This is a genomic window from Staphylococcus americanisciuri (assembly GCF_024814435.1).
Taxonomy (GTDB): domain Bacteria; phylum Bacillota; class Bacilli; order Staphylococcales; family Staphylococcaceae; genus Staphylococcus; species Staphylococcus americanisciuri.
Map to the genome: position 1 here is coordinate 12668 of NZ_JANUXY010000014.1, position 22133 is coordinate 34800.

Consider the following 22133-nt stretch of genomic DNA (forward strand, 5'->3'; position numbering starts at 1 on the left):
ACCCCTTCTATAGTTTTAATAATGAGAGCGGCAAGCCTTCTTCATATCGTACACTATTAATGCGGTATCCCCATGCAAAGACACCTTTCAAACGCTCTACTTTAAAGTGATCTTCAGAACCGTCTTGCAACGGATAAATTTTGCCAATTTCAACGTTCTTAGGGTCTATCAAATAACTTTCTGCAATGACAACTTTATTTTGATAGACATCATATTCATTCATAATACCATTCATTTCAGCTTTGCGCATTTTTTCTTTATACGTCTGTATTTCATGAAAAATTTCTTGACGATTCATATCACTTAATCGTTTGTTATTCATCACTAATACCACTCTCTCTTAATTTTCGTTGGACATCATCATATGTATACCCTTTTCTCATGAGCGCTTCTATTGTTTTTATCGTTAATTGACGCCCATCATAACGTTTCTGATATTTATTATAGAATTTCTCCAAATCACGTTGCAATAAATTATCAATGATTTCAGGATCTTGTTCAAAATCTAATGCTTCAACTACTTTTTGAATTGTCTCTAATTGATAACCTTTTTGTCTGAGTGATTGCTGAACCTGTTGTCGTACTTTTGCAGCAGGCCCTTTTTTCTGTTTCATCACTTTGTTAGCAACTTGATAAATTTGCTCAAAAGGCTGCTCTTCTACAAACTGAGCTACACCCGTTTCAATAAGCGGTTGTTCTATTCCTGCTTTGTAGAGTTTTTGGCGAAAGACTTCCGGACCTTTATCTGTCGTTCGTAATATCGTATTTTTTAAGCTTTCCATATAATCTTTATGATCAATGAAACCCAATCGGTCACAATATGCAAGTGCTTGTGCAATCACCTGCTCAGAGTAATCTTTATCTGTTAAGTGAGTCGCAATCTCATAGCGTGTTCGTTTGCGGTGTGACAAATATTGAATTGCATGATTGATCGCTCGTTGTTGATGTTCACGTTCTAATATACGTACTAATTGGTCACTATCGACCCTATCTCCTTTTTTCAAACGGCATGCCACTAGTGTATCCATTGAAATGCCCGCCTTAAATTCACCATCTATATACAAGTTAAAGCGTTCTGGGTCTTTTTTCTGTACCTCAATCTTTGTAATAACCGCCATCACATCATCTCGCCTCCTTTCTCTTACACTACTTATTTTCTTAATTATAATTGAATTTGAAAAGCGTTGGAAACAACTGACTCACTTCTTTGAGAATAGAGCGGAAATGTCATTGCCCTGTTCCACCTGATAAAGCTGAGCAGAAGTAAAAAAGCTAAGAAAAACAGATTTTACGCCAGTCAGCTACCGACTTTTACAATATTTTTCTCACTTTGGATAATGTTTTCCATTAATATCATCAAAAAGATATCCCACCAATCAAATTGTGTGGGATTATCTCACTAAGCACCTAACTGCTGTAGTGCTTCTGTATATTGTTCCTCTGTGATATAGCCTTGTTGCTTCATTTTTTCCAACGTCATCTTAGTTCTATTGATAAAAGAGGCCGACATATCATTCACATTATAAACAGAAGGCGCATTGATCTTACTTGCTAAAATGGCACTTTGTAACACTGTAATTTGCGGAAGATTCGTATTATTGACATCTGTCGTCGTGCCAAAATAATAATTTGCAGCAGATTCAATTGTATAGCTATTGTCACCAAAATAAATGTTATTCAAATAATAGCTTAATATTTGATCTTTAGTGTATGCATCTTCCACACGCCATGCGACAAACATCTCTTTTAACTTACGCATAATCGTCTGCTGCTGATCATAATAATAGTTCTTAACCAATTGCTGTGTGATAGTGCTGCCGCCTTGCTTGCGATCAGGGTCTTTAATCGATGTAAAGATAGCTCGAATACTCCCTTTAACATCTATTCCATGATGTTTATAAAAGCGTCTGTCTTCTACTACAATGAATGCACCTTTTGTATAGCTCGTCATTGCATCTGCATCAACATACGTTGCCTTTTGTTCTATATGAGCTAAATCTGCAACATCTGCTCTTTGCGATAAGAAAAACATCAATCCCACAAATAAAATGGCGCATGCGATAATACCTATGAACATTGTACGAAAAATACGGCGTGGTCTTCTCTTTCTCGGTGGTGTGCCTACAGGTCGATAGTATGTGTTATAGTGGGGTTCGTTGTGTACATCTCGCTGCCTTTCACGAATTCGGTCAGATCTTTTCATAATAGGATGACCTACTTTCTCTAGTCTTATTAATAAAAGTTTATCAAGTATCTGTCATTTAATCTATACTATTTATGCAAAATCAGTCCCTAGAATGAGTGTTATATCACTTAAAAACGGGTATACAGTAAACAGTCTTATTTTCAGAAAGGAAGTATGTCATATGGCAAAAGTAAAAGCAAACATGGGATTAATTCGTGCACTTGAAGCTTGGGATATCGATCATGTCTATGGTATTCCTGGCGATTCAATCGACGCAGTTGTGGACGGATTGAAAGCTGTAGAATCCAAAATTAAGTTTGTCCATGTACGCCATGAAGAAGTTGCAAGCTTATCAGCAGCCGCTTATACAAAATTAACAGGTAAAATCGGCGTTGCCCTTGGAATTGGTGGCCCGGGTGCCATACATCTATTGAATGGTATGTATGATGCAAAAATGGATAATGTACCACAACTTATCTTAGCCGGACAAGCAGATAGTGACAAACTTGGTACCAAAGCATTCCAAGAAGTCGATTTACCACATTTATTTGAAGATGTTGCTGTCTACAACTACCAATTAAAAGAAGAAGATGCGACTCGAATCTTTGACATTGTAGACGATGCAATTCGAACAGCTTACCGTGAACAAGGGGTTGCTGTCTTAACATTGCCAAATAATATTTTAAATACAAAAGTTGCAGATAACTTTCCATCACAAGTAGATCAAAACATCTTTACCCCACAAGCAGCACCCACACATCAAATCGAACAAGCGGCAGCGTTGCTGAATAAAAGTAAAAAGCCTGTACTACTTGTTGGATTAGGTGCGAAACACGCAAAAGAAGAAGTTAAAGCGTTCATTGAAAAAGCTAAAATACCAACGATGGTCACTCTGCCTGCGAAAACAGTTGTTGGCGATGATCACCCGTACAACTTAGGTAATATCGGTAAAATTGGTACCAAACCATCTTATCAAGCAATGCAAAACGCTGACTTGCTCATCATGATTGGTACCAACTATCCATATGTTGACTATCTACCTAAAAAAGATATTGCGGCTATACAACTGGATCATGATACAGCCGCAATTGGTCATCGCTTTAATATTGATGCACCAATCGTCGGCGATACTAAGTTATCATTACAAGCATTGATTGAAGCCATTAATCCAGTAGAAAAACGACCATTCTTGAACGAAATGCTCGAACACAAACAAACTTGGACGCAATGGATGGACGAAGATCGTCAGAATACCTCTGAACCTATTCGCCCTGAACGCTTAATGGATGCTATTAATAAAGTAATCACACCAAACACTGTTATTGCTGCAGATGTAGGCACATCAACTGTATGGTCTACGCGCTATCTCAATCTAGGCGTTCAAAACCACTTTATTATTTCAAGTTGGCTCGGTACAATGGGCTGTGCACTTCCAACTGCGATTGCTTCACGCTTGGCTTTCCCTGAGCGCCCAGTTATCGCCATCTCTGGTGACGGTGCATTTGAAATGGTCATGCAAGACTTCGCAACAGCAGTCCAATATCGTCTGCCAATGGTGATATTTGTTCTGAACAACCAAGAACTCTCATTTATTAAATACGAGCAACAAGCGGCTGGTGAACTTGAATATGGTATTTCATTCAGCGATATGGATTTTGCTAAGTTTGCTGAGTTATGTGGTGGTATTGGTTATACATTGAAAGATCCAGCAGACATTGATGCAATTGTTCAAACAGCCGTTCAACAACATAAACCAGTTGTCGTGAACGTATATGTCGATCCTAATGCAGCCCCTCTTCCAGGTAAAATCTTACCTGAAGAAGCAAAAAACTATGCGAAATGGGCTTACCGTAGTTTGACTGAAGATGGCAAACTAGTTGTAGATGAAATGCCGCCTATGTCTACCGCAGCAAAGCGTTTTCTATAACCTGTCATACAATTTGAATAAGCTTATCTTATAATCTTGTGGCATAGAAATTTAATAAGATTCTCGTATTTTATAGCTGGACATGAGATACGGGAATCTTATTTTTCCAAAAGTTCCATTGCCCTGTCTTAATCAGACGATTCAATAAAACATAAAAGCTGATTCTATTCATAAATGCTTCTCTATGAAACTTAAAAAGCACAGTCGATAACGTGTTTATTTTCACGCTATCAACTGTGCTTTCATACTATTGAAGTTGATTTTTAATTTCTCTATTAAAATCGTCTAAGTCATCTGGTGTACGACTTGTCACAATATTACGATCAACAACAACTGATTGATCTACAACCGTTGCACCTGCATTCTCTAAATCTTTACGAACATTCAAGACTGCAGTCACTGTACGATTGGTTAGTGCATCCGTATCAATCAAAATTTGTGGACCGTGACATATCGCAAATACTGGTAGCTCAGCTGTCATAAAATGTGATGCGAACTTACCATAACGACCTTCTTCATCTCCGCGTAAATGGTCTGGTGAAAAACCACCTGGTAATAACAATGCATCATATTCTTCCGGCTTAGCATCTGCAATCGCAACATCTACTACAACTTTCTCACCATGTTTACCATTGAGTGTTGCACCTTTTTCATCACCGATAATCACAACTTTGTGACCGGCAGACGCAATCGCTTCTGCTGGACTCGTTAATTCGATATCCTCGAATTCATCAGCTAATAACACTGCTACTTGTTTTGTCATAATGCCTCACCTTTCTTTTGAGTGTATGATTATTGTATAACCAAATCCATTTAATTTTAAACATTGAGTATGTATTTTATTTTTATTAACGCAATTGATTTACTTTTTCTTCTAACTGATCGAGTATCGCAATCCATTCATCAATATCAGCAATTTCTACTTCATCCGGATTCACATGTGACATGTCTTCAATAAACTGCGATAAACGTTCTTTTACTTGATTAATTGTTTGTGGCTCTTTCATCCTTAATAAATCTCCTTTATAATAACGTTGTACTTCTTAGGCGTGTATATGTGGATAGTCAACATCAAATACCCAAACATCTTACACTCATTTAGCTATATCATATCAAATACACATACAATTTAAAAATGAGGAGTTTTTAACGTGATATTGACCAACAAACAACCAATCTCAATTCAAAATGATCCATGGGAAGCCTACCGTGATATTGAACAGCATGGTGAACTGACACTCAGTAACGTTGAGTTTACTACGACAAACCTGTGCAATATGCGGTGCAGTCACTGCGCGGTTGGTTATACCCTTCAAATGCGAGATCCTGATCCTCTACCGATGTCTTTAATCTTACAACGGCTTGACGAAGTGCCAACGCTTCGTACGATTTCTATTACTGGCGGCGAACCAATGTTTTCCAAAAAATCGATACGTGAAGTCGTCAAACCACTTGTCCAATATGCCCAACAGCGCGGTATATATGTACAGATGAACTCCAACTTAACACTTCCCCTTGACCGTTATTTAGATATTGCCGAATATATTGATGTGATGCACATATCTCATAACTGGGGAACTATCGATACATTTACTGACGTAGGATTCGGTGCGATGGAGAAAAAGCCACCACTTCAAGCGCGCATACACCTCTTTGAACAAATGTTAAAAAACGCACAGACATTAAGTGAACAAGGTATGTTTGTATCTGCTGAAACAATGTTAAATCGTCAAACAGCACCATATCTAGAAAAAATTCACCGTGAAGTTGTTGAAACAATGAAATGTCAACGCCACGAGATTCATCCGATGTACCCAGCTGACTTTGCAAGCCAATTAGAAGTGTTGCCACTTGCAGAGATAAAAGCAAAAATCAATGAATTACTCGATATTCGTGATCCAAATGTCTGGATGCTGTTTGGAACGCTCCCTATCTTCCCGTGTTTACAGGACGAGCAAGATAAGGCATTGCGTCAACGTCTTTTATCTGCACCTAACGTGTCACTAAGAAATGATCCCGATGGACGCAGTCGACTAAACGTCAATGTATTTACAGGCAACGTCATCGTTACTGATTTTGGCGATGAAACCGGTACGCTAGCCAATATTCAGCGTGATAAACTAACCAATGTATTTTCAAAATGGCTGACTTCTTCACTGTCACAATTGATTAACTGTCATTGTCCACACTTTAAGTGTCTAGGACCAAATCTGCTTGTAAAAAACATGTACTATCCACATGAAAACTTCAAAGTACTTGAAAAACAAATGCATCAACAATATCATCAATTTAAATCATAATTATATTAAAAAAACGCTACCTCTTATCATATGCTGTAGAGATAGCGTTTTTAGTTTAACTGTTCACGTTGAGATAGGACATGAGACAACTCCCTGTCCTTCTATTACTCATTATCGTTGTTAATCTCTGACAAGAATTGTAATGTCTTCTTGCTTTCTTCACGTCGCTCTTTACGACGTTTTACACGTGCTTCTCCCGATTCATGGAACCAACGCTCTATATCGTTCTCTGGATATACTTCTGCAACAGACGTTGGTTTACCCTCATCATCTAAAGCGACAAACGTCAGAAAACTCAATGCTGCTAATTGATGTTCCCCTTTGTAAATATCTTCTATCATAATCTGCACACACACTTCCATAGATGACTTCCCTGAGTATGTCACCATTGCAATATAAGTTACAATATCACCCTTCTTGATTGGTCGCAAAAAGTCTACAGAGTCCGTCGATGCTGTCACAACTGTATTGTTGGCGTGTTTCATCGCACAGATAGCAGCAATTTCATCAATGTTTGCCATTAACGTGCCACCGAATAATGTTCCAAGATGATTCGTATCTTGTGGAAATACTTGACGCGATTTATATGTTTTAGATGCTTTCATTGATTTTTTATTGGTTGTCATGTTCTTACCTCATCCTAATGATTTATTGCCCAATTACCATTTTCAAAAATAATTTCTTCTTGTCCATCAGCAGTAACACCGTAAATATTTAAGTCAGCGCTACCAATCATAAAGTCTACATGCGTTAATGAATCATTCAATCCATGCTGAGCTAATGTAGCATCATCCATTTCAGTGCCACCTTGAATGTTGAAGGCATATGCTGAACCTAAAGCGATGTGACACGACGCATTTTCATCAAATAACGTATTGTAGAAAATAGTGTTGCGATTAGAAATTGGTGAATCATCCGGAACGAGCGCAACTTCACCTAATCTGCGAGAACCTTCATCAGTATCCAACAACGAACGCAAAACTTCTTCGCCTTGTTCAGCTTGAAAATCAACGACACGTCCTTGTTCAAATGTCAGTTTGAATCCATCGATAATCGTACCATTATAGCTTAATGGCAATGTATTCGACACATAGCCATCTACCTTTTGACAATGTGGTGCTGTAAAAACTTCTTCAGTCGGTATATTAGCTACAAATGCTTGTCCATCTGGTGTATAACTTGTCGGTTCTTCCCAAATATGTTGTTCTGGCAATCCAATGCGTAAATCTGTACCGCTTGATACAAAGTGCAGTGCCTGATATGCCTTGTCATTTAACCAAGCTGCACGCGCTTTAAGTTGTTGCGTATGCTTATGCCAATTCTCAACTGGATCATTACCGTCGATGCGCACAATCGCTAATATATCATCTAGAAAGCGTTCAACTGCTTCTTGATCTTCCAAATCTGGATAAACTCTTTTCGCCCAATCAACAGATGGATATGCTGCTACCAACCATGGAAAAGCATTCTTTTGTGGTAATATCATATAAGGTTTGAACGCTTGACCGTAGCGTAATTGTGTTGCTTTGATTTTTTGAGCATCAATACCATTAAGTAAATCTGGATCTTCTGTTAGTAAAGCTAAATTACTCGCACCACGTGATGCATAGTCCATTCGTTCTTCTACATCATATGCTTTGACGTCTTGTTCAAAAAATGATTGTTGTTCATATTCATAAGCATAGCGCTTTAATATGGGATCCGCATAGTTAACGCGTACATCTGACGCTCCCGCTTCATAAGCTTCTTTCACGATACGTCTTGTAAAATCCACAGCATCTACTGTTGTTCGAATAAATACAGGTTGTCCTGGCTGTACATTCATACCAACGCGTACTAATAATCGCGCATATTGTTGTAGCTTTTCATTTCTTGGCATATTACCCCTCCATTATGATTGACGTAGGTTACCTAATAATTCTGTAATACCTGACATTTCCTGAGGTGTGAATGATTGTTTTGATGTCACATATTCATATATTTCTACAATTTCTTCACGATGTGTATCTGCATATTTATTAGGATCAATTAAGCCTTTGTTCACGAGATTCAATCGATCACGTATTTCTGTAATCATTGTTGCGATATCTTTTGTCATCATTATCATCCTTTCATCACAATATTTTAACAAAGCTGATAACTTTTGGAAAATTTTTGCAAGAATTACTTTAGAATTGTTTTGAAAAAGGATAAAATGGGCATATAAATGGAGATATGGAGGGAGAAATATGACAACAGTTGCTTTTGTATGTCTCGGCAATATTTGTCGTTCTCCAATGGCTGAGGCGATTATGCGCCAGCGTCTCAATGAACGTGGCATTACAGATATTAATGTCGTTTCTAGAGGGACAGGCGATTGGAACTTAGGGCAACCCCCACACGAAGGAACGCAGCGTATCTTGAATGAACATGGTATTCCTTTTGACGGGATGATTAGTGAACTCTTAACACCACAAGATAACTTTGATTACATCATTGCAATGGATCAAAGCAATGTGGATAATATTAAGCGTATCAATCCCAACCTAACAGGACAACTTTTTAAGTTACTTGAATTTAGTGATATGGCAGAAACAGATGTGCCAGACCCATACTACACAAATAATTTTGAAGGTGTCTATAACATGATACAATCATCATGTGACCGTTTAATTGATTATATTGTTAAGGATAGAAAGGAGCAATAAAATATGAAAAACAAATTCGTAACAGGTATTCTCATTGGCGCTGCATTAGGTGGTGCAGTTGCATTAATCGACAGAAGCACACGTCAATCGCTTAAAACATCTATTCATCATATCAAAACAGGTCAACGTTCTAGCCAACCTTCAAAGGTAACAGAGCTTGTCAATGAATTGATGTATTGGAAAGATACGCTTGAAGAAATCCGTCGCAACAATCCAGAGCTTGAACGTTCGTTGATTGATGCAAAAGATACACTGATTGCACGTAAAAATAACAAACAAATCGGTAGTGGTCGCTAGTCTTCTAGATACCCTAACACAATATGTCTATCACAACTGGGGGTGAGGTATGGAGATAGAATGTTACTGTTTCACTAATGTGAAGCTAACTTTCTATACGCTATCTCACTCTCTTGATTATGAGATGACACCTGTAACAATGATGATAATAATGAAAAAGGAGTACATTCATGGCAGAAAAACAAGACACGTCTGAAAGTTTTGTGGATAAATTAAAAAATAAAATACACAAAAGTGACGCAAACGATGAAACAACCCATCACCCTGATCGCAAAGGCGATGCGAGTGGAGATGTTGAGGCAGAACGTCACTTTGTGAAACCACAACCTTTTCAGTCCAAAGAAGCACCTAAAGACAACGAAACTTTCTTTGTCTCACGTATTAATAAGCCAGTCAAATATTCGGACAGGCCTGGCTTTATCAAATATTTAATCTATCGCATTAGTAAAGATGATGCTTCAGGTTTGGCAGCACAGCTTGCTTACTATTTTATGTTATCGCTTTTCCCAATGTTAATCTTTGTTCTATCACTAGTACCTGTATTTAATATCGATCGACAAACATTGATAGATCAAATATCCGAGAATGCGCCTGCAGATGCTGCTTCAATCATCACAAGCATTATTGATGATATCATGGGCAATGCTAGTGGTAGCATTCTATCAATTGGTTTAATTCTTGCATTGTGGACTGCTTCAAACGGAATGACAGCGATGATGAATGCATTTAACGTTGCGTATGATGTTGAAGATAGCCGAAACTTCATCGTCTCAAAAGCGCTTGCTGTATTATTCACACTTGCTTTAGGCATTACATTACCAATTACAATGGTTTTATTTACTTTCGGTGAGCAGATTGGTAACTTATTATTCGGTTCACTAGGCTTGGATGATCAAGTACGCTGGATTTTCAGTTTATTACGCACTGCATTACCTGTGATTGCTATCTTTATCGTATTCACATTGCTATATACAGCCGCACCTAATGTCAAAATCAAGCTCAAATCTGTGCTTCCCGGCTCGTTGTTTGCGACAATTGTATGGATTGTGGGAACATTGGGCTTTGGTTATTATGTATCGAACTTCGGTAACTACTCTAAGACTTATGGTAGTATTGGAGGCGTTATCGTTCTAATGTTGTGGCTGTACATTACAGGATTTATCTTAATCATTGGTGCTGAAATCAATGCGATTGTTCATCAGCGTAAAGTTGTTAAAGGTAAAACACCTGAAGAACAGACTTATGATGAACTAGAAGAAAGTCAAGAACAAGATCTCGCTAAAGCTTATAACAACTATGAAGATAATGACAGTGAACGTCAAGATGAACAACCTCAAGGCGTTGATACATCAGTCACATCATCCTCAACAGCAGCTGAAACATCCCAAGCCGACTATACCGCACCTCAGAAGGTTGAACGTGAAAATGATGGTTACTCACGCCACATCAAAACAACAAAAGACCAATAATGATTTTATAATACCCTAATTTTTAGGAGGCTTCATCATGACATTACTAGCAGATATATTAACCTACAATAAAACATTTGTTGCCAACAAAGAATATAAAGCTTATAGTGCAACAAAAGTACCAGCTAAAAAAGCTGTATTAGTTACTTGTATGGATACACGCTTACAAGATTTATCGACGAAAGCACTCGGTTTTAACAATGGTGATTTGAAGGTTGTTAAAAATGCCGGTGCTATGATTACACACCCCTATGGCTCAACTATGCGCAGTATACTTGTAGGTATCTATGCATTGGGCGCAGAGGAAATTATTATTATGGGCCATAAAGATTGTGGAATGGGTAATATAGATGTAGAATCAGTCATGAAAACGATGGCGGATCGAGGTATTGACAATCATGTATTTGAGCTTCTTCAATATTCAGGAATCGATGTCGCTCACTTCTTAAAAGGTTTTGACGATGTTTATGATAATGTCCGTCATAACGTTCAAATGATATATGATCATCCATTATTTGATGGACAGGTGCCTGTTCATGGGCTGGTTATCGATCCACACACAGGCGAACTAGAGCTTATTCATAATGGCTATGATAAATTGAACTAAAATAATTATATGCACCCCTAATAGTTAGATTTTTAATTCCAACTTTTAGGGGTGCATTTTCGTTTCAGTCTTTTTATATCTTATTCAATTAAGCCATGTTGAAAGGCATAAATAACTGCTTGTGTACGATCTTGTACTTCTAACTTACTTAATATATTGCTCACATGCGTTTTAACTGTCTTGATTGTGATATGTGAAGCACTTGCAATCTCTTGGTTTGAATATCCTTTAGCAATTAATAATAATATTTCCATTTCACGCTCAGTCAGCATTTCGTACAGCTCCGCACGTTGTTTCATACGATTGCGCATTTTTACTAAGACTTCCGCTTCAAAGACGGATTCACCTAGACTTGTTTTACGTATCGCTTCCGCAATATCACTTGCGCTTGTTGTTTTAAGGATATAACTGTCTACCCCTGCATCCAATGCTCGGTAGACTTCTTTATCTTCTATGTAACTTGTCAACATTACAACTTTAATCGCTGGCAAGTCTTTTTTGATTTGTGTCGTTGCTTCTACACCGTCCATATCTGTCATAACAAGATCCATTAATATTACATCCGGCTGCAATTCATGCGCTTTTTCAATCGCTTCTCTCCCGGAACTCCCTTCGCCTACTACTTCGATATCACTTTGCGTTGACAAATAGCTAGAAATACCGATTCGTACCATTTCATGATCGTCAACAAACAATACTTTAATTGTCATACTGTCCCTCCTTATCCAATGGTGCTTTTACTTCAATTCGTGTACCTGCATTTGGTAACGATACGATGTGGAATGTCGCACCAATCTCAGTCGCCCGCTCTCTCATATTTTTAAGACCATAACTTTGTTCCATTTTATCATCTGGGTTAAAACCAATACCATCATCTTGAATACGCAATAATAAATAGCCTTCTCGATTTAATAACTCTACACTCACCTGTGTACCATTCGCATGACGCAATGTGTTAGATATCGCTTCTTGTGTAATGCGAAACAAGTGATCTTCAATGCCTTTTGGTACATCAAAGGTATCAATTTCGTACATGACCTTCAGCGATACTTTTCTTTGCAAATCAGTTATCAATGATTCGATTCCCTCACCAAGCGTCTTATCTTTGAGCCCGATTGGACGTAGGTGAAGTAACAGTGCGCGCATCTCTAATTGTGAGTCTTGAATCATTTTTTCCAACGTAGGAATTTGTTGATTCAAAGGTGGCACAAGGTCCGTTTCTTTAATGGCTGACAACATCATGCTCGCAGCAAACAATTGTTGTGATACACTATCATGCAATTCACGTGCCAAACGCTGCCGTTCATCTTCAATGATTTTTTTGACCTTCAAATCATTCATATTATATTGTTCATTCGTTAAATTCTGTGTTTTGATGCGCAGCTTGTGCAACTCTTGATTGAGGGGAACCAATGTCTGATACAGTGTAATAGTCTCATTGTACAACTCGATTTGGTGATCATTAATGCCGACTGTTTCACCTTGAATCGCACGTTCAATTTGTTCTTGCAGCCAATCATATTGCTGGTTAATCTTAAAAGCAATCACACTTCCGACAAGAATACACATAAATACCACCATTAAGTTGATAAACAAAAACACTGGAATACCTAAGATTTGTTTATAAAACATTCCTTGAAAAAAAATGATATTCACAAAGACCTTGTCAATAAAAAGCAATGCTGTAAACATTGTATAAACAAGAATCAGCATCGAGCCAATCGTGCGCACATAATGATTCATCGGAATATCACCTCAACATCACCAATCATGGTTGAAGCGTATATATTAACTGTATAACTATCCTTCTTCTGTTCCGTATGCATTGTGATATTTGTATTGTCTATCTTTTGTCGCTGTTCCCCCATGGCAACTGTTCCATAGAATGCCGCTACATTCAAGTTAACATGATAGTTAAGCGGCACAATGACTTGTATTTTACCAATCAAATGACGTACAACAACATTATTTTGTGCCTTGAGATTAGCTGCTTTAGTCATATCAATGTGAACATCACCTATACCATGTTGCACTTGTAAGTCTTCCCATTTGTACACATAAATAGGTGTTTTTTGTTCACCTAACCATTTTTGCTTAATAAATGTTTGACTGTATTGTACATCTTCTGTTGCAATGATTGATAATGGACGACGTTTATATTTGAAATAGCGAATTGCAATAATAAATATAAAAATAAATAAAATGACTAGCGTGTATTTGTTGGATAGCAATGTGAAGCCTATCATTAAAGCGCCTATCCAAAAACAAAGCAATCCACGCACTTTATGAAAATATATATAACCAACATACATCAAAATACTGCCCAAAACGAGTACAAACAAAAACCCTATCTTCTCGAAAAAAATATAGTAAAAGTTTGCAATAATCATCAGTGCAGTAAAAAGAATGAGTAGCTCAGTCGAAATATATTTTTGCGTCATATTTCCACCTTTCTAGTATGCATTAACTAGTGTTCTCAATAAGTGACATTCACATTTCGTATATGCCTTATCTGCATCAAGCTGTGAATAGTAACTTTCTAATTGGGCATACTCACTTTCTATTTTGTTTAATTCTTCTTTTAGAGATACCATTGTTGCATCGTAAATGGTAGATGCATATTCAAAATGATCGTCATCTATTAAGTTCATATAATTATTTTCTAACTCTAGCATGCGTCTGTCAATCATAAGCTGCACTTGTGCTTTTTTATGTTGAATATAACGCATCGTATCATTGATAGATTGTAATTTTAAATCTAAAGATGTCAGATACTGATAGATACCTTGTTGATAACACTGTCTTAAGAACTGTTCGATATATGTCTTTACTAGTTGTAACATCATGTTCTCACCTCATCTGTTACTACCATTATAAAAAAGTTCCGAAACCTTTGTAATAGGCTGCGGAACCATTTTGTTTTAGGACTAAAGACCGAACTTAATGTGTCTCATCAAGTTTTGTTGTTAGAATTGGACCCTCTTTTGTAACAATCACTGTATGTTCGATTTGTGCCACATAACTTTTATCTGATGTTTCAAATGCCCATTCATTTTTGCCTTCTGTCACGAATGACGCATTAGAAGAAATAAACGGCTCTACTGCAAGAACCATGCCTTCTTTTAACAATGTTTTTTCATGTGGATCAAAATAGTTCATAATGTGTGCTGGTGCTTCATGCAATGATTGACCCACGCCATGACCTGTTAAGTTCTTGATTACTTTCAAGCCGTTTTTACGTGCTGTTGCATGAACTGCTTTACCAATTTGACTTAACTTGCTGCCGACTTTTACTTTCGCCATAGCTGCTTCAAATGCTTCTAACGCTACATCACACACTTGTTGTTTAATAGGATCGTCCGTCTCACCAACCACAAATGAAATACCTGTATCTGCGTAGTAACCATTTTTCAATGCAGACACATCGATATTCACAAGGTCACCTTCACGAATCACACGTTGACTTGGAATACCATGTGCAACTTCTTCGTTGACACTGATACATGTTTGACCTGGAAAGTTCTCATCATGAATGGGCGCTGACAACGCACCTTCTGCTTCAAACATCTCTTTTGCAATATTGTCCAATTCTTTCGTTGTCACACCTGGCTTCGTTGCTGCTTGCATAGCATCTCTTACTTTTGCACATATCGCGCCAATTTCTAATAAAGCTTGACGTTCTTCATCCGTTTTTACTATCATTCTAATCCCTTTCCTTTTCCAATTTGTATACTGTACTTATTATAACAAAATTTTTTTGATATACTAGAAGTAAGTATAAATCAGGAGTTATGCGCATGAAAATCAAATGGTATAAGAAAGTGGTAGGTGCCCGTACCATTAAAACTGGGCTTGCTACATTTTTAACAGCATTATTCTGTCTCTCGCTCAACTTGAATCCAATCTTTGCGATTCTGTCTGCTGTTGTCACTATCGAACCAACTGTCAAGGCATCGATTCATAAGGGATATAAACGACTTCCTGCCACCGTTATGGGCGCATTTATCGCAGTTGTATCAGCATATTTCTTTGGTGATGACTCAGCAATTACATATGGCTTAACAGCGACACTTACAATTATTTTATGTATTCGTTTTAATCTACATCCCGGTATTCTTGTTGCAACATTGACCGCATTAGCTATGATACCGGACATTCATGATAACTACTTATTCAATATTTTTTCTCGATTATTAACAGCGATTATCGGACTTGTGACAGCAGGTCTTGTGAACTTTATGGTCTTACCACCAAAATATTACGAACAAATTGAAGAACTCATTGAATCTTCTGAACGTCAAATTTACTTTTTGTTTGATGAGCGTATGAAAGAATTACTGATTGGACACTTTCAATCCGAGAAAAGCGATGTACTTGTCGACAAATTACATACTTGTAATACAAGAATTGAGGAGCTGTTAGGGTATCAACGTGATGAACTGAAATATCACAAAACCAAAAACCGCTCTGATGATTGGATGCGTCTAAGAAAGCTCACAAACCGTGCACATGAAAACAGATTGTTACTAACACATCTTTCTAATATTATCTATTTGCCACAAGATGCGATGATGATATTTACAGATAAAGAGAAAGAAGCAATCATCTCTATTTCTCAACGTGTTGATCAAATTTTTCAATGTGGCACATTCAAACCAGAACGTAAAGCTGCGTCAACTTTAAAAAACTCAGTAAAAGGCTTGAATGAGTTTGATACGAATCAAATTAAAAGTCACACCATCTATGAGATTTTGCTAATCTACCGCATACTCTTGCTACGGTATCGCGTTAAATAAAATTATTATACACATACAGAAACTCCCAACCTTTGATAAACTTAAGGAATTGGGAGTTTCTTATTATTTTTTATTCTTTTCAGCGCGCGTAATCAACACTTGTTTGGCTTGTTCTTCTGCCACATTATCAATATGTGTCGGTTCAAAAGGTATGCCTTTACGTTCGGCCGCAACCCGCAATAAATAATCCGTCATCTCATGATTTTTCGGTAACACCGGACCATGTAAGTATGTACCTAACAAGTTTTTATAATGTAATCCTTCTTGTTTATCTGTATCATTATTTCCATAACCGTGTGTCACATGACCTAATGTATTATACGAATGATACGTACGTCCGCCATGGTTCTCAAAGCCTACAATTGTACCGAATTGCTCACTTTCAATCACAATATCACCTGTAAGACGATCTGATTTAGATTCTGTATAGAAGTCGAGAATATGTAAACCTTCCAATTCTTGACCATCTGGCGTTACATACTTCTCTCCTAAAAATTGATAGCCCCCACAGACTACAAGTCCTGGTAGTCCCGCTTCAATCGCTGCTTTTAATTCGGTTTTAATCTTAGTTAATTCCTTCGTCGCAATGGCTTGTTCTCTATCACTTCCACCACCTATGAAGAAGATATCAGCTGCCTTTAAATCAAGGTCATCGGTTTCATTCACATCCACAACATGAATGTGAATATTACGTTGTTTTGCTCGATATTTTAATGCCATAATATTACCAATATCACTATATAAATTCAGTTTATCCGGCATAAAATGAAATACCGTTAACTCATGCATACTATCTCTCCTCCTTAAAAGATCGCTCTAACTGATCTAACATGGGCGCAAGAGATGTATAATTAGGAATTGCAACAGTCATATAAGGATCATTCATAGTCATCGCTGTTGCCTTATAAATATCTCTTTCCACTATTATCGGCACATCCACTTCAGCTAACTTCAACCTCAATTGTAGCTCTTCTGCACGACTTCCTGTTACAACAATTCTTGCAATATCTTGATGCTTTAACTTTTCAAAATCCGCATCGTAAATCCAAGACGTATCGCGCCCATCTGCAGCAAAGTCATTCAAGCTGAACAGATAAACTTTGCGACCTTCCAACTGCTCACCAGTAGCGATGGATGCATTCATACCTGCCGGGTTCTTCGCCAAATTAATTAAAGCTTTCTTGTTATCTCGCTCAAAATACTGCATACGACCATTATCAGAAGTATACGTAGCAAAACCTTTTCGAATACTCTCATCATCTAGCCCTATCTCTTTTAATGCCGCGTAGGCTGCAAGCGCATTATATGCATTGAAGTCACCTGCAATTTTCATATCGAACGTCGCCCCGTTCATTGTCATCTTAACAAATGGGGTTGCAGAGAATGACGATACAGCATAATGCGGATTATGTCGTTTGAACCCACAGTCACAGCTATAATGCCCTAACTGGTTATAATGAATATGACTGTAGACGAGATGTTTTCCACAATTAGGACAATAACGGCTTTCATTCATTGACGATTGTTCAAACGCATGCGCATTTGCATCCATACCATAATACACAACTTCATCACTGGCAATCTTCAAACGACTTACAAATGGATCATCGGTATTCAGAATCAATTGGATACCCTTACCACTAATCGCAGACAAAATATTATTGACCATGATATCTATTTCACCAAAACGATCCATTTGATCTCTGAAAAAGTTCGTAAAGACCATCTTAGTCGGCGTCATCTCTGACAATACACGTGGAATAGAACCTTCATCAATCTCTATTACAGCAACTTTTGTTTTAGGTGTGGACTGTACGATGAAAGCAGAAGTAATACCTGCTGCCATATTAGCCCCTTCATTGTTATGCACAATCGGAATGTTGTTTTCTTTCAAAGTATGACCTATTAAGTTTGAAGTAGTTGTCTTACCATTTGTCCCACTAACAAAGACAACTTCATCTACCTTAGCTGCAAGGTTTCTTAGAATGTTCGCATCAACTTTTCTGGCAACTTGTCCAGGCAAATCCGTTCCTTTTTTTCCAGCGGCGCGGCTCGCCTTTCTCGCAAGCTTTGCCAATGTTATCGCTGTCCATTGTCTCATTCGTTCTCTCCTCCATTTTTACCTACTGTATTATAACATGTGGGATACATTTAGAAAATTAAAACTCATATCACTTATCCATTGCAATCACATGTTGTAAATGTGTAAACTGATAATGAACAATTTTTAGGAGGGAATATCATGTTAGACCAACAATTGCTAGAGGCACTTAACAATCAAATGAATCACGAATTCTTTGCTGCACATGCATATATGGCAATGGCTGCTTATTGCGATAACAATTCTTATGACGGCTTTGCAAACTTTTATATCGAACAAGCGAAAGAAGAACGATTCCATGGACAAAAAATTTACGACTATATCAATGACCGTGGCGAAAAAGCAGTCTTCCAAGCTTTAGATGCACCAAAAGTAGATTTCAACTCAATCTTGGAAACTTTTGAAGATGGTCTAAAGCAAGAACAAGATGTGACGAGAAGATTCTACAACTTATCTGAAATTGCTAACGATAAAAAAGATTATGCAACAATTTCATTTTTAAATTGGTTCTTAGATGAGCAAGTTGAAGAAGAGTCTATGTTTGAAACACATATTGATTATTTAAAACGAATCGGTGACGACTCAAATACATTGTACTTATATGAAAAAGAACTTGCATCACGCACTTTTAACGAAGAATAATACATCTTTATTCATCAATCGGGATGTCAACATTTGACACCCCGATTTTATTTATAAGCGTAGACTATTTTTTTAATGGAGGTCATTTGATGGCACACAACGCATATATCGCACTTGATTTTGAAACAGCCAACAATAAACGAACAAGTATCTGCTCAATTGGTATGGTCAAAATCATCGATCATCAATTAACCGAATCTTTTTATACTTTAATCAATCCCAATGACTTTTTTGCTGCACGTAATATCGATGTACACGGCATTCATCCTAGTGATGTGGCTAATGCCCCTACATTCAAAGAAGTATTTCCTTACATGCTTGATTTTATAGAATATTTACCCATCGTAGCACACAATGCAGCCTTTGATATGTCCGTTCTACATGCCAGTATTAAAGCAGCGCATATGGAGACCCCTGATCTCACATACTTTTGTTCATGTCAGCTCGCACGTCGTACTGTATCCTCACAGCGCTATGGCTTAAAGCATATGATGGACTATTACAATTTAGACTTCCATGGTCATCATGATGCGCTCAATGATGCAAAAGCATGCGCAATGATTACATATCGTTTATTACAACACTACCCAAACTTGCAAAATATCCTTGATATTTATGGCAAGCAATTGCGTGACAAAGATGCGCTTTAACCTAAAAAGTCATATATCGTCATATTTCGAAATGACGCTTCTTGTAAATTCCCAACGGTGACACCAATCAAACGAATGGGTACGTTTGGATCTTTCACAGCATAATATAAATCATAGGCAACTTGATATATTTCATGCGCGCTTTGCACCGGTGTTTTCATACTGTGTTGTTTAGTATGCGTGACGAATTCATTGGTCTTAATTTTAACAGTTACTGTATAACCTGACTTTTGAAGTTTTTCCAACCGTTCTTCTATTTTGTCACACAGCATTTCAATTTTACGCAATATCTCTTCATCCTGATTGGTATCTACAGAAAAAGTTCTTTCGGCACCTACACTTTTTCGAATGCGCTCACTTTTCACCTCTCGCTCGTCTTTTCCACGCACCCTATCATATAAAGCTTTCCCTTTTTTACCGAATAAATAGATCAAATCCCTCTCACTTTTTTGATACAAATCTTTGCCAGTATAAATTCCCTGTTCGTGCATTTTCTCCTTAGATACTTTGCCAACACCTGGAAAATCACCAATATCCAATTCCATTAAGAGCTTATGAACATTCTGATAAGAAATAATTGTCAAGCCGTTCGGTTTATTCATACCACTGGCTAACTTAGCTAGAAATTTATTATATGAAACACCTGCACTAGATGTAAGGCCTGTCTCTTTCCATATATCATGACGAATCATCTGCGCTATTTGTGAGGCAGATTGTGTCGGTTTGACAAGTCCTGTAATATCCAAGTATGCTTCATCTAACGACAATGGCTCAACAAGCGATGTGTAACGGTGAAAGATGCTCATAATTTGTTGAGATACAGCGCGATAGACTTCAAATCTTGGCGTCAAATAAAAGCCATCCGGACATAGCTGATGTGCTCGAGACATTGGCATTGCTGAATGTACCCCCATTTCACGTGCTTCATAGGATGCTGTCGCAACAACCCCTCGACCGCTTGCTTTTCCTCCAACAATCACTGGCTTATCCTTTAGCATCGGATTATCGCGAACCTCTACTTGTGCATAGAAATAATCCATATCTATATGAATAATTCGTCTTTCTTTCATAGGTCACCTCCAGCAACTTTATGTCATCTATATACCACCAAATCTGTTTTCAATGCTATTATACAAAAACAGATTTAAGACAAGCCATTAATCTGCTAGCCTCCTTATATCAACAACGCTATCTATCAAAAAGATTCTATATCTTTTATAATGGGATGTCATGATGAGCTATCTTTTTTAGTGCACAAAAAGAGAATAGACATTAATAGAAAATGAGATCCAAAGTGAAAAATGTTGTAAAAGTCAGTAGCTGACTGGCTTGAAAATACGCTTTTCTAAGCTATTTCTCCCCCTACTCAGCCTTGCGGGGGTGGAACAACGGAATCTTTTTAGAAAAATGAGATTCCTGACCCACTCCCTAAATAGAGACAACTATTTCAACTTAACTGGCATTACGATATTAACAAAACTAATTACTTATCATTATCTTTCCATCACAAAAGCTAAACAACCTCAAAAAAAGCAGCAACCTCTTTAATAAGAGATTACCGCTTTCTTGCAGAATGACTAGACGCATCTAGTTGGCTTGATGATTAGTCTTCTTCACGATGTTTACGTCTTGTCAATCTTGCACCGACTAACAATGCTAAGAAACCAAACGCTACTACAAATGGATTATTGGTATTACCTGTTTCTGGTAAAGCTTTTTCCATTGCTTTATCAGCTTGTTTCATACCTTTAACTTTCTTATCTTTTATTGTGTCAGATGGTTGAGTCATATCTGGTTGTTTCGGTTGTTCTGGCGTCCAGCTTTCTGGATTTTTATCTACAATCTTGCCTGGCAATTTCACACTTACAACTGTGTCAGTAAGTTCTATTGACGCATCTTGTCCTGGTACTTTGATCGTAACCGTTCCATCTTTACCCACTGTGATTTCTGTTTTTTCTGGAAGATCTGGATTCTTCTCTTTTACCTTCTTCTTAACTTCTTCTTTTTCTGCTGGTGTTAAGTTTTGTGGATCTTTCACTACAGTTTTATCTGGAACTTTCACACCCACAACCGTGTCAATAAGTTCTACTGACGTTGTTTGTCCTAGTACCTTGATTGTAACCGTTCCATCTTTACCCACTGTGATTTCTGTTTTTTCTGGAAGATCTGGATTCTTCTCTTTTACCTTCTTCTTAACTTCTTCTTTTTCTGTTGACGTTAAGTTTTGTGGATCTTTAACATAAGTCTTTGCAGGATTAGCTACAGCGATGACTGTTTTAAATGCTGGTACTTCAATTGTGTAGCCTGGAACACCCTCTTTGTCTGGAACTGTAATTGTCGCTTTTCCTGTTTTATCTACAACTACTGTTGCTCCTGCTGGGAAGTTCTCTGACTTCTCTACTTGTGCTTTAACTGCTGCTTTCTCTCCCTCTGTTAACGCTGAGGCATCTTTTACTACCGTCTTAATCGGGT

26 protein-coding genes are annotated in these 22133 nt (G+C 37.5%); 9 read left to right on the forward strand and 17 right to left on the reverse strand.

Features of this window, described 5'->3' with window-relative positions; all coding sequences use genetic code 11:
- Window positions 1-7 precede the first annotated feature (7 nt).
- The 3 genes from NXS11_RS10455 to sgtB form a co-directional block, all read right to left on the reverse strand.
- Window positions 8-322, reverse strand: coding sequence for a YfhH family protein (locus NXS11_RS10455; RefSeq protein WP_259200981.1), 315 nt, complete (start codon window positions 320-322; stop codon window positions 8-10).
- Window positions 315-1118 carry a recombination regulator RecX gene (gene recX / locus NXS11_RS10460; protein WP_259200982.1) on the reverse strand — a complete coding sequence of 268 codons (804 nt, stop codon included), beginning with the start codon at window positions 1116-1118 and terminating at the stop codon, window positions 315-317. The genes NXS11_RS10455 and recX overlap by 8 nt, the downstream gene beginning before the upstream one ends.
- A 281-nt stretch (window positions 1119-1399) precedes the next feature.
- Window positions 1400-2203 (reverse strand): monofunctional peptidoglycan glycosyltransferase SgtB, encoded by an 804-nt coding sequence (gene sgtB / locus NXS11_RS10465; RefSeq protein ID WP_259200983.1) that lies wholly within the window; start codon window positions 2201-2203, stop codon window positions 1400-1402.
- A gap of 163 nt (window positions 2204-2366) precedes the next feature.
- Between sgtB and NXS11_RS10470 the strand changes: the two genes are divergently transcribed.
- A complete protein-coding gene (locus NXS11_RS10470) occupies window positions 2367-4112 on the forward strand; it encodes a pyruvate oxidase (RefSeq protein WP_259200984.1) in 1746 nt (581 codons plus the stop codon).
- Between the two features lie 247 nt (window positions 4113-4359).
- Here NXS11_RS10470 and NXS11_RS10475 read toward each other — a convergent pair whose 3' ends face one another.
- A complete protein-coding gene (locus NXS11_RS10475) occupies window positions 4360-4875 on the reverse strand; it encodes a type 1 glutamine amidotransferase domain-containing protein (RefSeq protein ID WP_259200999.1) in 516 nt (171 codons plus the stop codon).
- Between the two features lie 85 nt (window positions 4876-4960).
- A complete protein-coding gene (locus NXS11_RS10480) occupies window positions 4961-5119 on the reverse strand; it encodes an SE1561 family protein (RefSeq protein WP_259201008.1) in 159 nt (52 codons plus the stop codon).
- Between the two features lie 144 nt (window positions 5120-5263).
- Between NXS11_RS10480 and yfkAB the strand changes: the two genes are divergently transcribed.
- Window positions 5264-6412 carry a radical SAM/CxCxxxxC motif protein YfkAB gene (gene yfkAB / locus NXS11_RS10485; protein ID WP_259201011.1) on the forward strand — a complete coding sequence of 383 codons (1149 nt, stop codon included), beginning with the start codon at window positions 5264-5266 and terminating at the stop codon, window positions 6410-6412.
- A gap of 104 nt (window positions 6413-6516) precedes the next feature.
- On the opposite strand, the gene NXS11_RS10490 is transcribed toward yfkAB, so the two are convergent.
- Genes NXS11_RS10490 through NXS11_RS10500 form a run of 3 tightly spaced genes read right to left on the reverse strand, consistent with a single transcriptional unit; the run spans window position 6517 to window position 8510 of the window.
- The gene (locus NXS11_RS10490) at window positions 6517-7038 is read right to left on the reverse strand and encodes an acyl-CoA thioesterase (protein ID WP_259201014.1); all 522 of its coding nucleotides are present in this window, start codon (window positions 7036-7038) and stop codon (window positions 6517-6519) included.
- Between the two features lie 14 nt (window positions 7039-7052).
- A complete protein-coding gene (locus NXS11_RS10495) occupies window positions 7053-8291 on the reverse strand; it encodes an aminopeptidase (protein WP_259201015.1) in 1239 nt (412 codons plus the stop codon).
- Between the two features lie 12 nt (window positions 8292-8303).
- Window positions 8304-8510: a DUF1128 family protein gene (locus NXS11_RS10500; protein ID WP_259201017.1), complete on the reverse strand. Its 207-nt coding sequence runs from the start codon at window positions 8508-8510 to the stop codon at window positions 8304-8306.
- Between the two features lie 130 nt (window positions 8511-8640).
- Between NXS11_RS10500 and NXS11_RS10505 the strand changes: the two genes are divergently transcribed.
- From NXS11_RS10505 to NXS11_RS10520, 4 genes are all read left to right on the forward strand, one after another.
- On the forward strand, window positions 8641-9099 hold the full coding sequence (locus NXS11_RS10505; protein WP_259201019.1) for a low molecular weight protein-tyrosine-phosphatase: 459 nt from the start codon (window positions 8641-8643) through the stop codon (window positions 9097-9099).
- Window positions 9100-9102: 3 nt separating this feature from the next.
- The gene (locus NXS11_RS10510) at window positions 9103-9396 is read left to right on the forward strand and encodes a YtxH domain-containing protein (RefSeq protein ID WP_259201021.1); all 294 of its coding nucleotides are present in this window, start codon (window positions 9103-9105) and stop codon (window positions 9394-9396) included.
- 170 nt (window positions 9397-9566) lie between these two features.
- Complete coding sequence (locus NXS11_RS10515) at window positions 9567-10865, forward strand: YihY/virulence factor BrkB family protein (protein ID WP_259201026.1); 1299 nt, start codon at window positions 9567-9569, stop codon at window positions 10863-10865.
- 37 nt (window positions 10866-10902) lie between these two features.
- Complete coding sequence (locus tag NXS11_RS10520; RefSeq protein WP_259201028.1) at window positions 10903-11472, forward strand: beta-class carbonic anhydrase; 570 nt, start codon at window positions 10903-10905, stop codon at window positions 11470-11472.
- Between the two features lie 80 nt (window positions 11473-11552).
- Here NXS11_RS10520 and vraR read toward each other — a convergent pair whose 3' ends face one another.
- The 5 genes from vraR to map all read right to left on the reverse strand — a co-directional run bounded on the left by vraR (window position 11553) and on the right by map (window position 15174).
- Window positions 11553-12182, reverse strand: coding sequence for a response regulator transcription factor VraR (gene vraR / locus NXS11_RS10525; protein WP_259201029.1), 630 nt, complete (start codon window positions 12180-12182; stop codon window positions 11553-11555).
- Window positions 12172-13215 carry a sensor histidine kinase gene (locus NXS11_RS10530; protein WP_259201034.1) on the reverse strand — a complete coding sequence of 348 codons (1044 nt, stop codon included), beginning with the start codon at window positions 13213-13215 and terminating at the stop codon, window positions 12172-12174. The genes vraR and NXS11_RS10530 overlap by 11 nt, the downstream gene beginning before the upstream one ends.
- The gene (gene vraT / locus NXS11_RS10535) at window positions 13212-13913 is read right to left on the reverse strand and encodes a cell wall-active antibiotics response protein VraT (RefSeq protein WP_259201037.1); all 702 of its coding nucleotides are present in this window, start codon (window positions 13911-13913) and stop codon (window positions 13212-13214) included. Before vraT ends, NXS11_RS10530 begins: the two co-directional genes overlap by 4 nt.
- A 12-nt stretch (window positions 13914-13925) precedes the next feature.
- Window positions 13926-14315, reverse strand: a complete 390-nt coding sequence (locus tag NXS11_RS10540) for a hypothetical protein (RefSeq protein ID WP_259201039.1) — start codon at window positions 14313-14315, stop codon at window positions 13926-13928.
- A gap of 97 nt (window positions 14316-14412) precedes the next feature.
- On the reverse strand, window positions 14413-15174 hold the full coding sequence (map, locus tag NXS11_RS10545) for a type I methionyl aminopeptidase (RefSeq protein WP_259201040.1): 762 nt from the start codon (window positions 15172-15174) through the stop codon (window positions 14413-14415).
- A 95-nt stretch (window positions 15175-15269) separates the two neighbouring features.
- Between map and NXS11_RS10550 the strand changes: the two genes are divergently transcribed.
- The gene (locus tag NXS11_RS10550) at window positions 15270-16268 is read left to right on the forward strand and encodes an FUSC family protein (protein WP_259201044.1); all 999 of its coding nucleotides are present in this window, start codon (window positions 15270-15272) and stop codon (window positions 16266-16268) included.
- Between the two features lie 63 nt (window positions 16269-16331).
- On the opposite strand, the gene gatD is transcribed toward NXS11_RS10550, so the two are convergent.
- A complete protein-coding gene (gene gatD / locus NXS11_RS10555; RefSeq protein WP_259201047.1) occupies window positions 16332-17057 on the reverse strand; it encodes a lipid II isoglutaminyl synthase subunit GatD in 726 nt (241 codons plus the stop codon).
- Between the two features lies 1 nt (window position 17058).
- Window positions 17059-18369, reverse strand: coding sequence for a lipid II isoglutaminyl synthase subunit MurT (gene murT, locus NXS11_RS10560; protein WP_259201052.1), 1311 nt, complete (start codon window positions 18367-18369; stop codon window positions 17059-17061).
- 141 nt (window positions 18370-18510) lie between these two features.
- Between murT and ftnA the strand changes: the two genes are divergently transcribed.
- Window positions 18511-19011: an H-type ferritin FtnA gene (gene ftnA, locus NXS11_RS10565; protein ID WP_259201054.1), complete on the forward strand. Its 501-nt coding sequence runs from the start codon at window positions 18511-18513 to the stop codon at window positions 19009-19011.
- An 89-nt stretch (window positions 19012-19100) separates the two neighbouring features.
- Window positions 19101-19661 carry a 3'-5' exonuclease gene (locus tag NXS11_RS10570; RefSeq protein WP_259201055.1) on the forward strand — a complete coding sequence of 187 codons (561 nt, stop codon included), beginning with the start codon at window positions 19101-19103 and terminating at the stop codon, window positions 19659-19661.
- Here NXS11_RS10570 and dinB read toward each other — a convergent pair.
- Both dinB and NXS11_RS10580 read right to left on the reverse strand, forming a co-directional pair.
- Entirely contained in the window at window positions 19658-20731 is a 1074-nt protein-coding gene (dinB, locus tag NXS11_RS10575) for a DNA polymerase IV (RefSeq protein WP_259201070.1), read from the reverse strand. The genes NXS11_RS10570 and dinB overlap by 4 nt on opposite strands.
- A gap of 533 nt (window positions 20732-21264) precedes the next feature.
- A partial coding sequence (locus NXS11_RS10580) for an LPXTG cell wall anchor domain-containing protein (protein WP_259201072.1) occupies window positions 21265-22133 on the reverse strand: 869 nt, incomplete at its 5' end.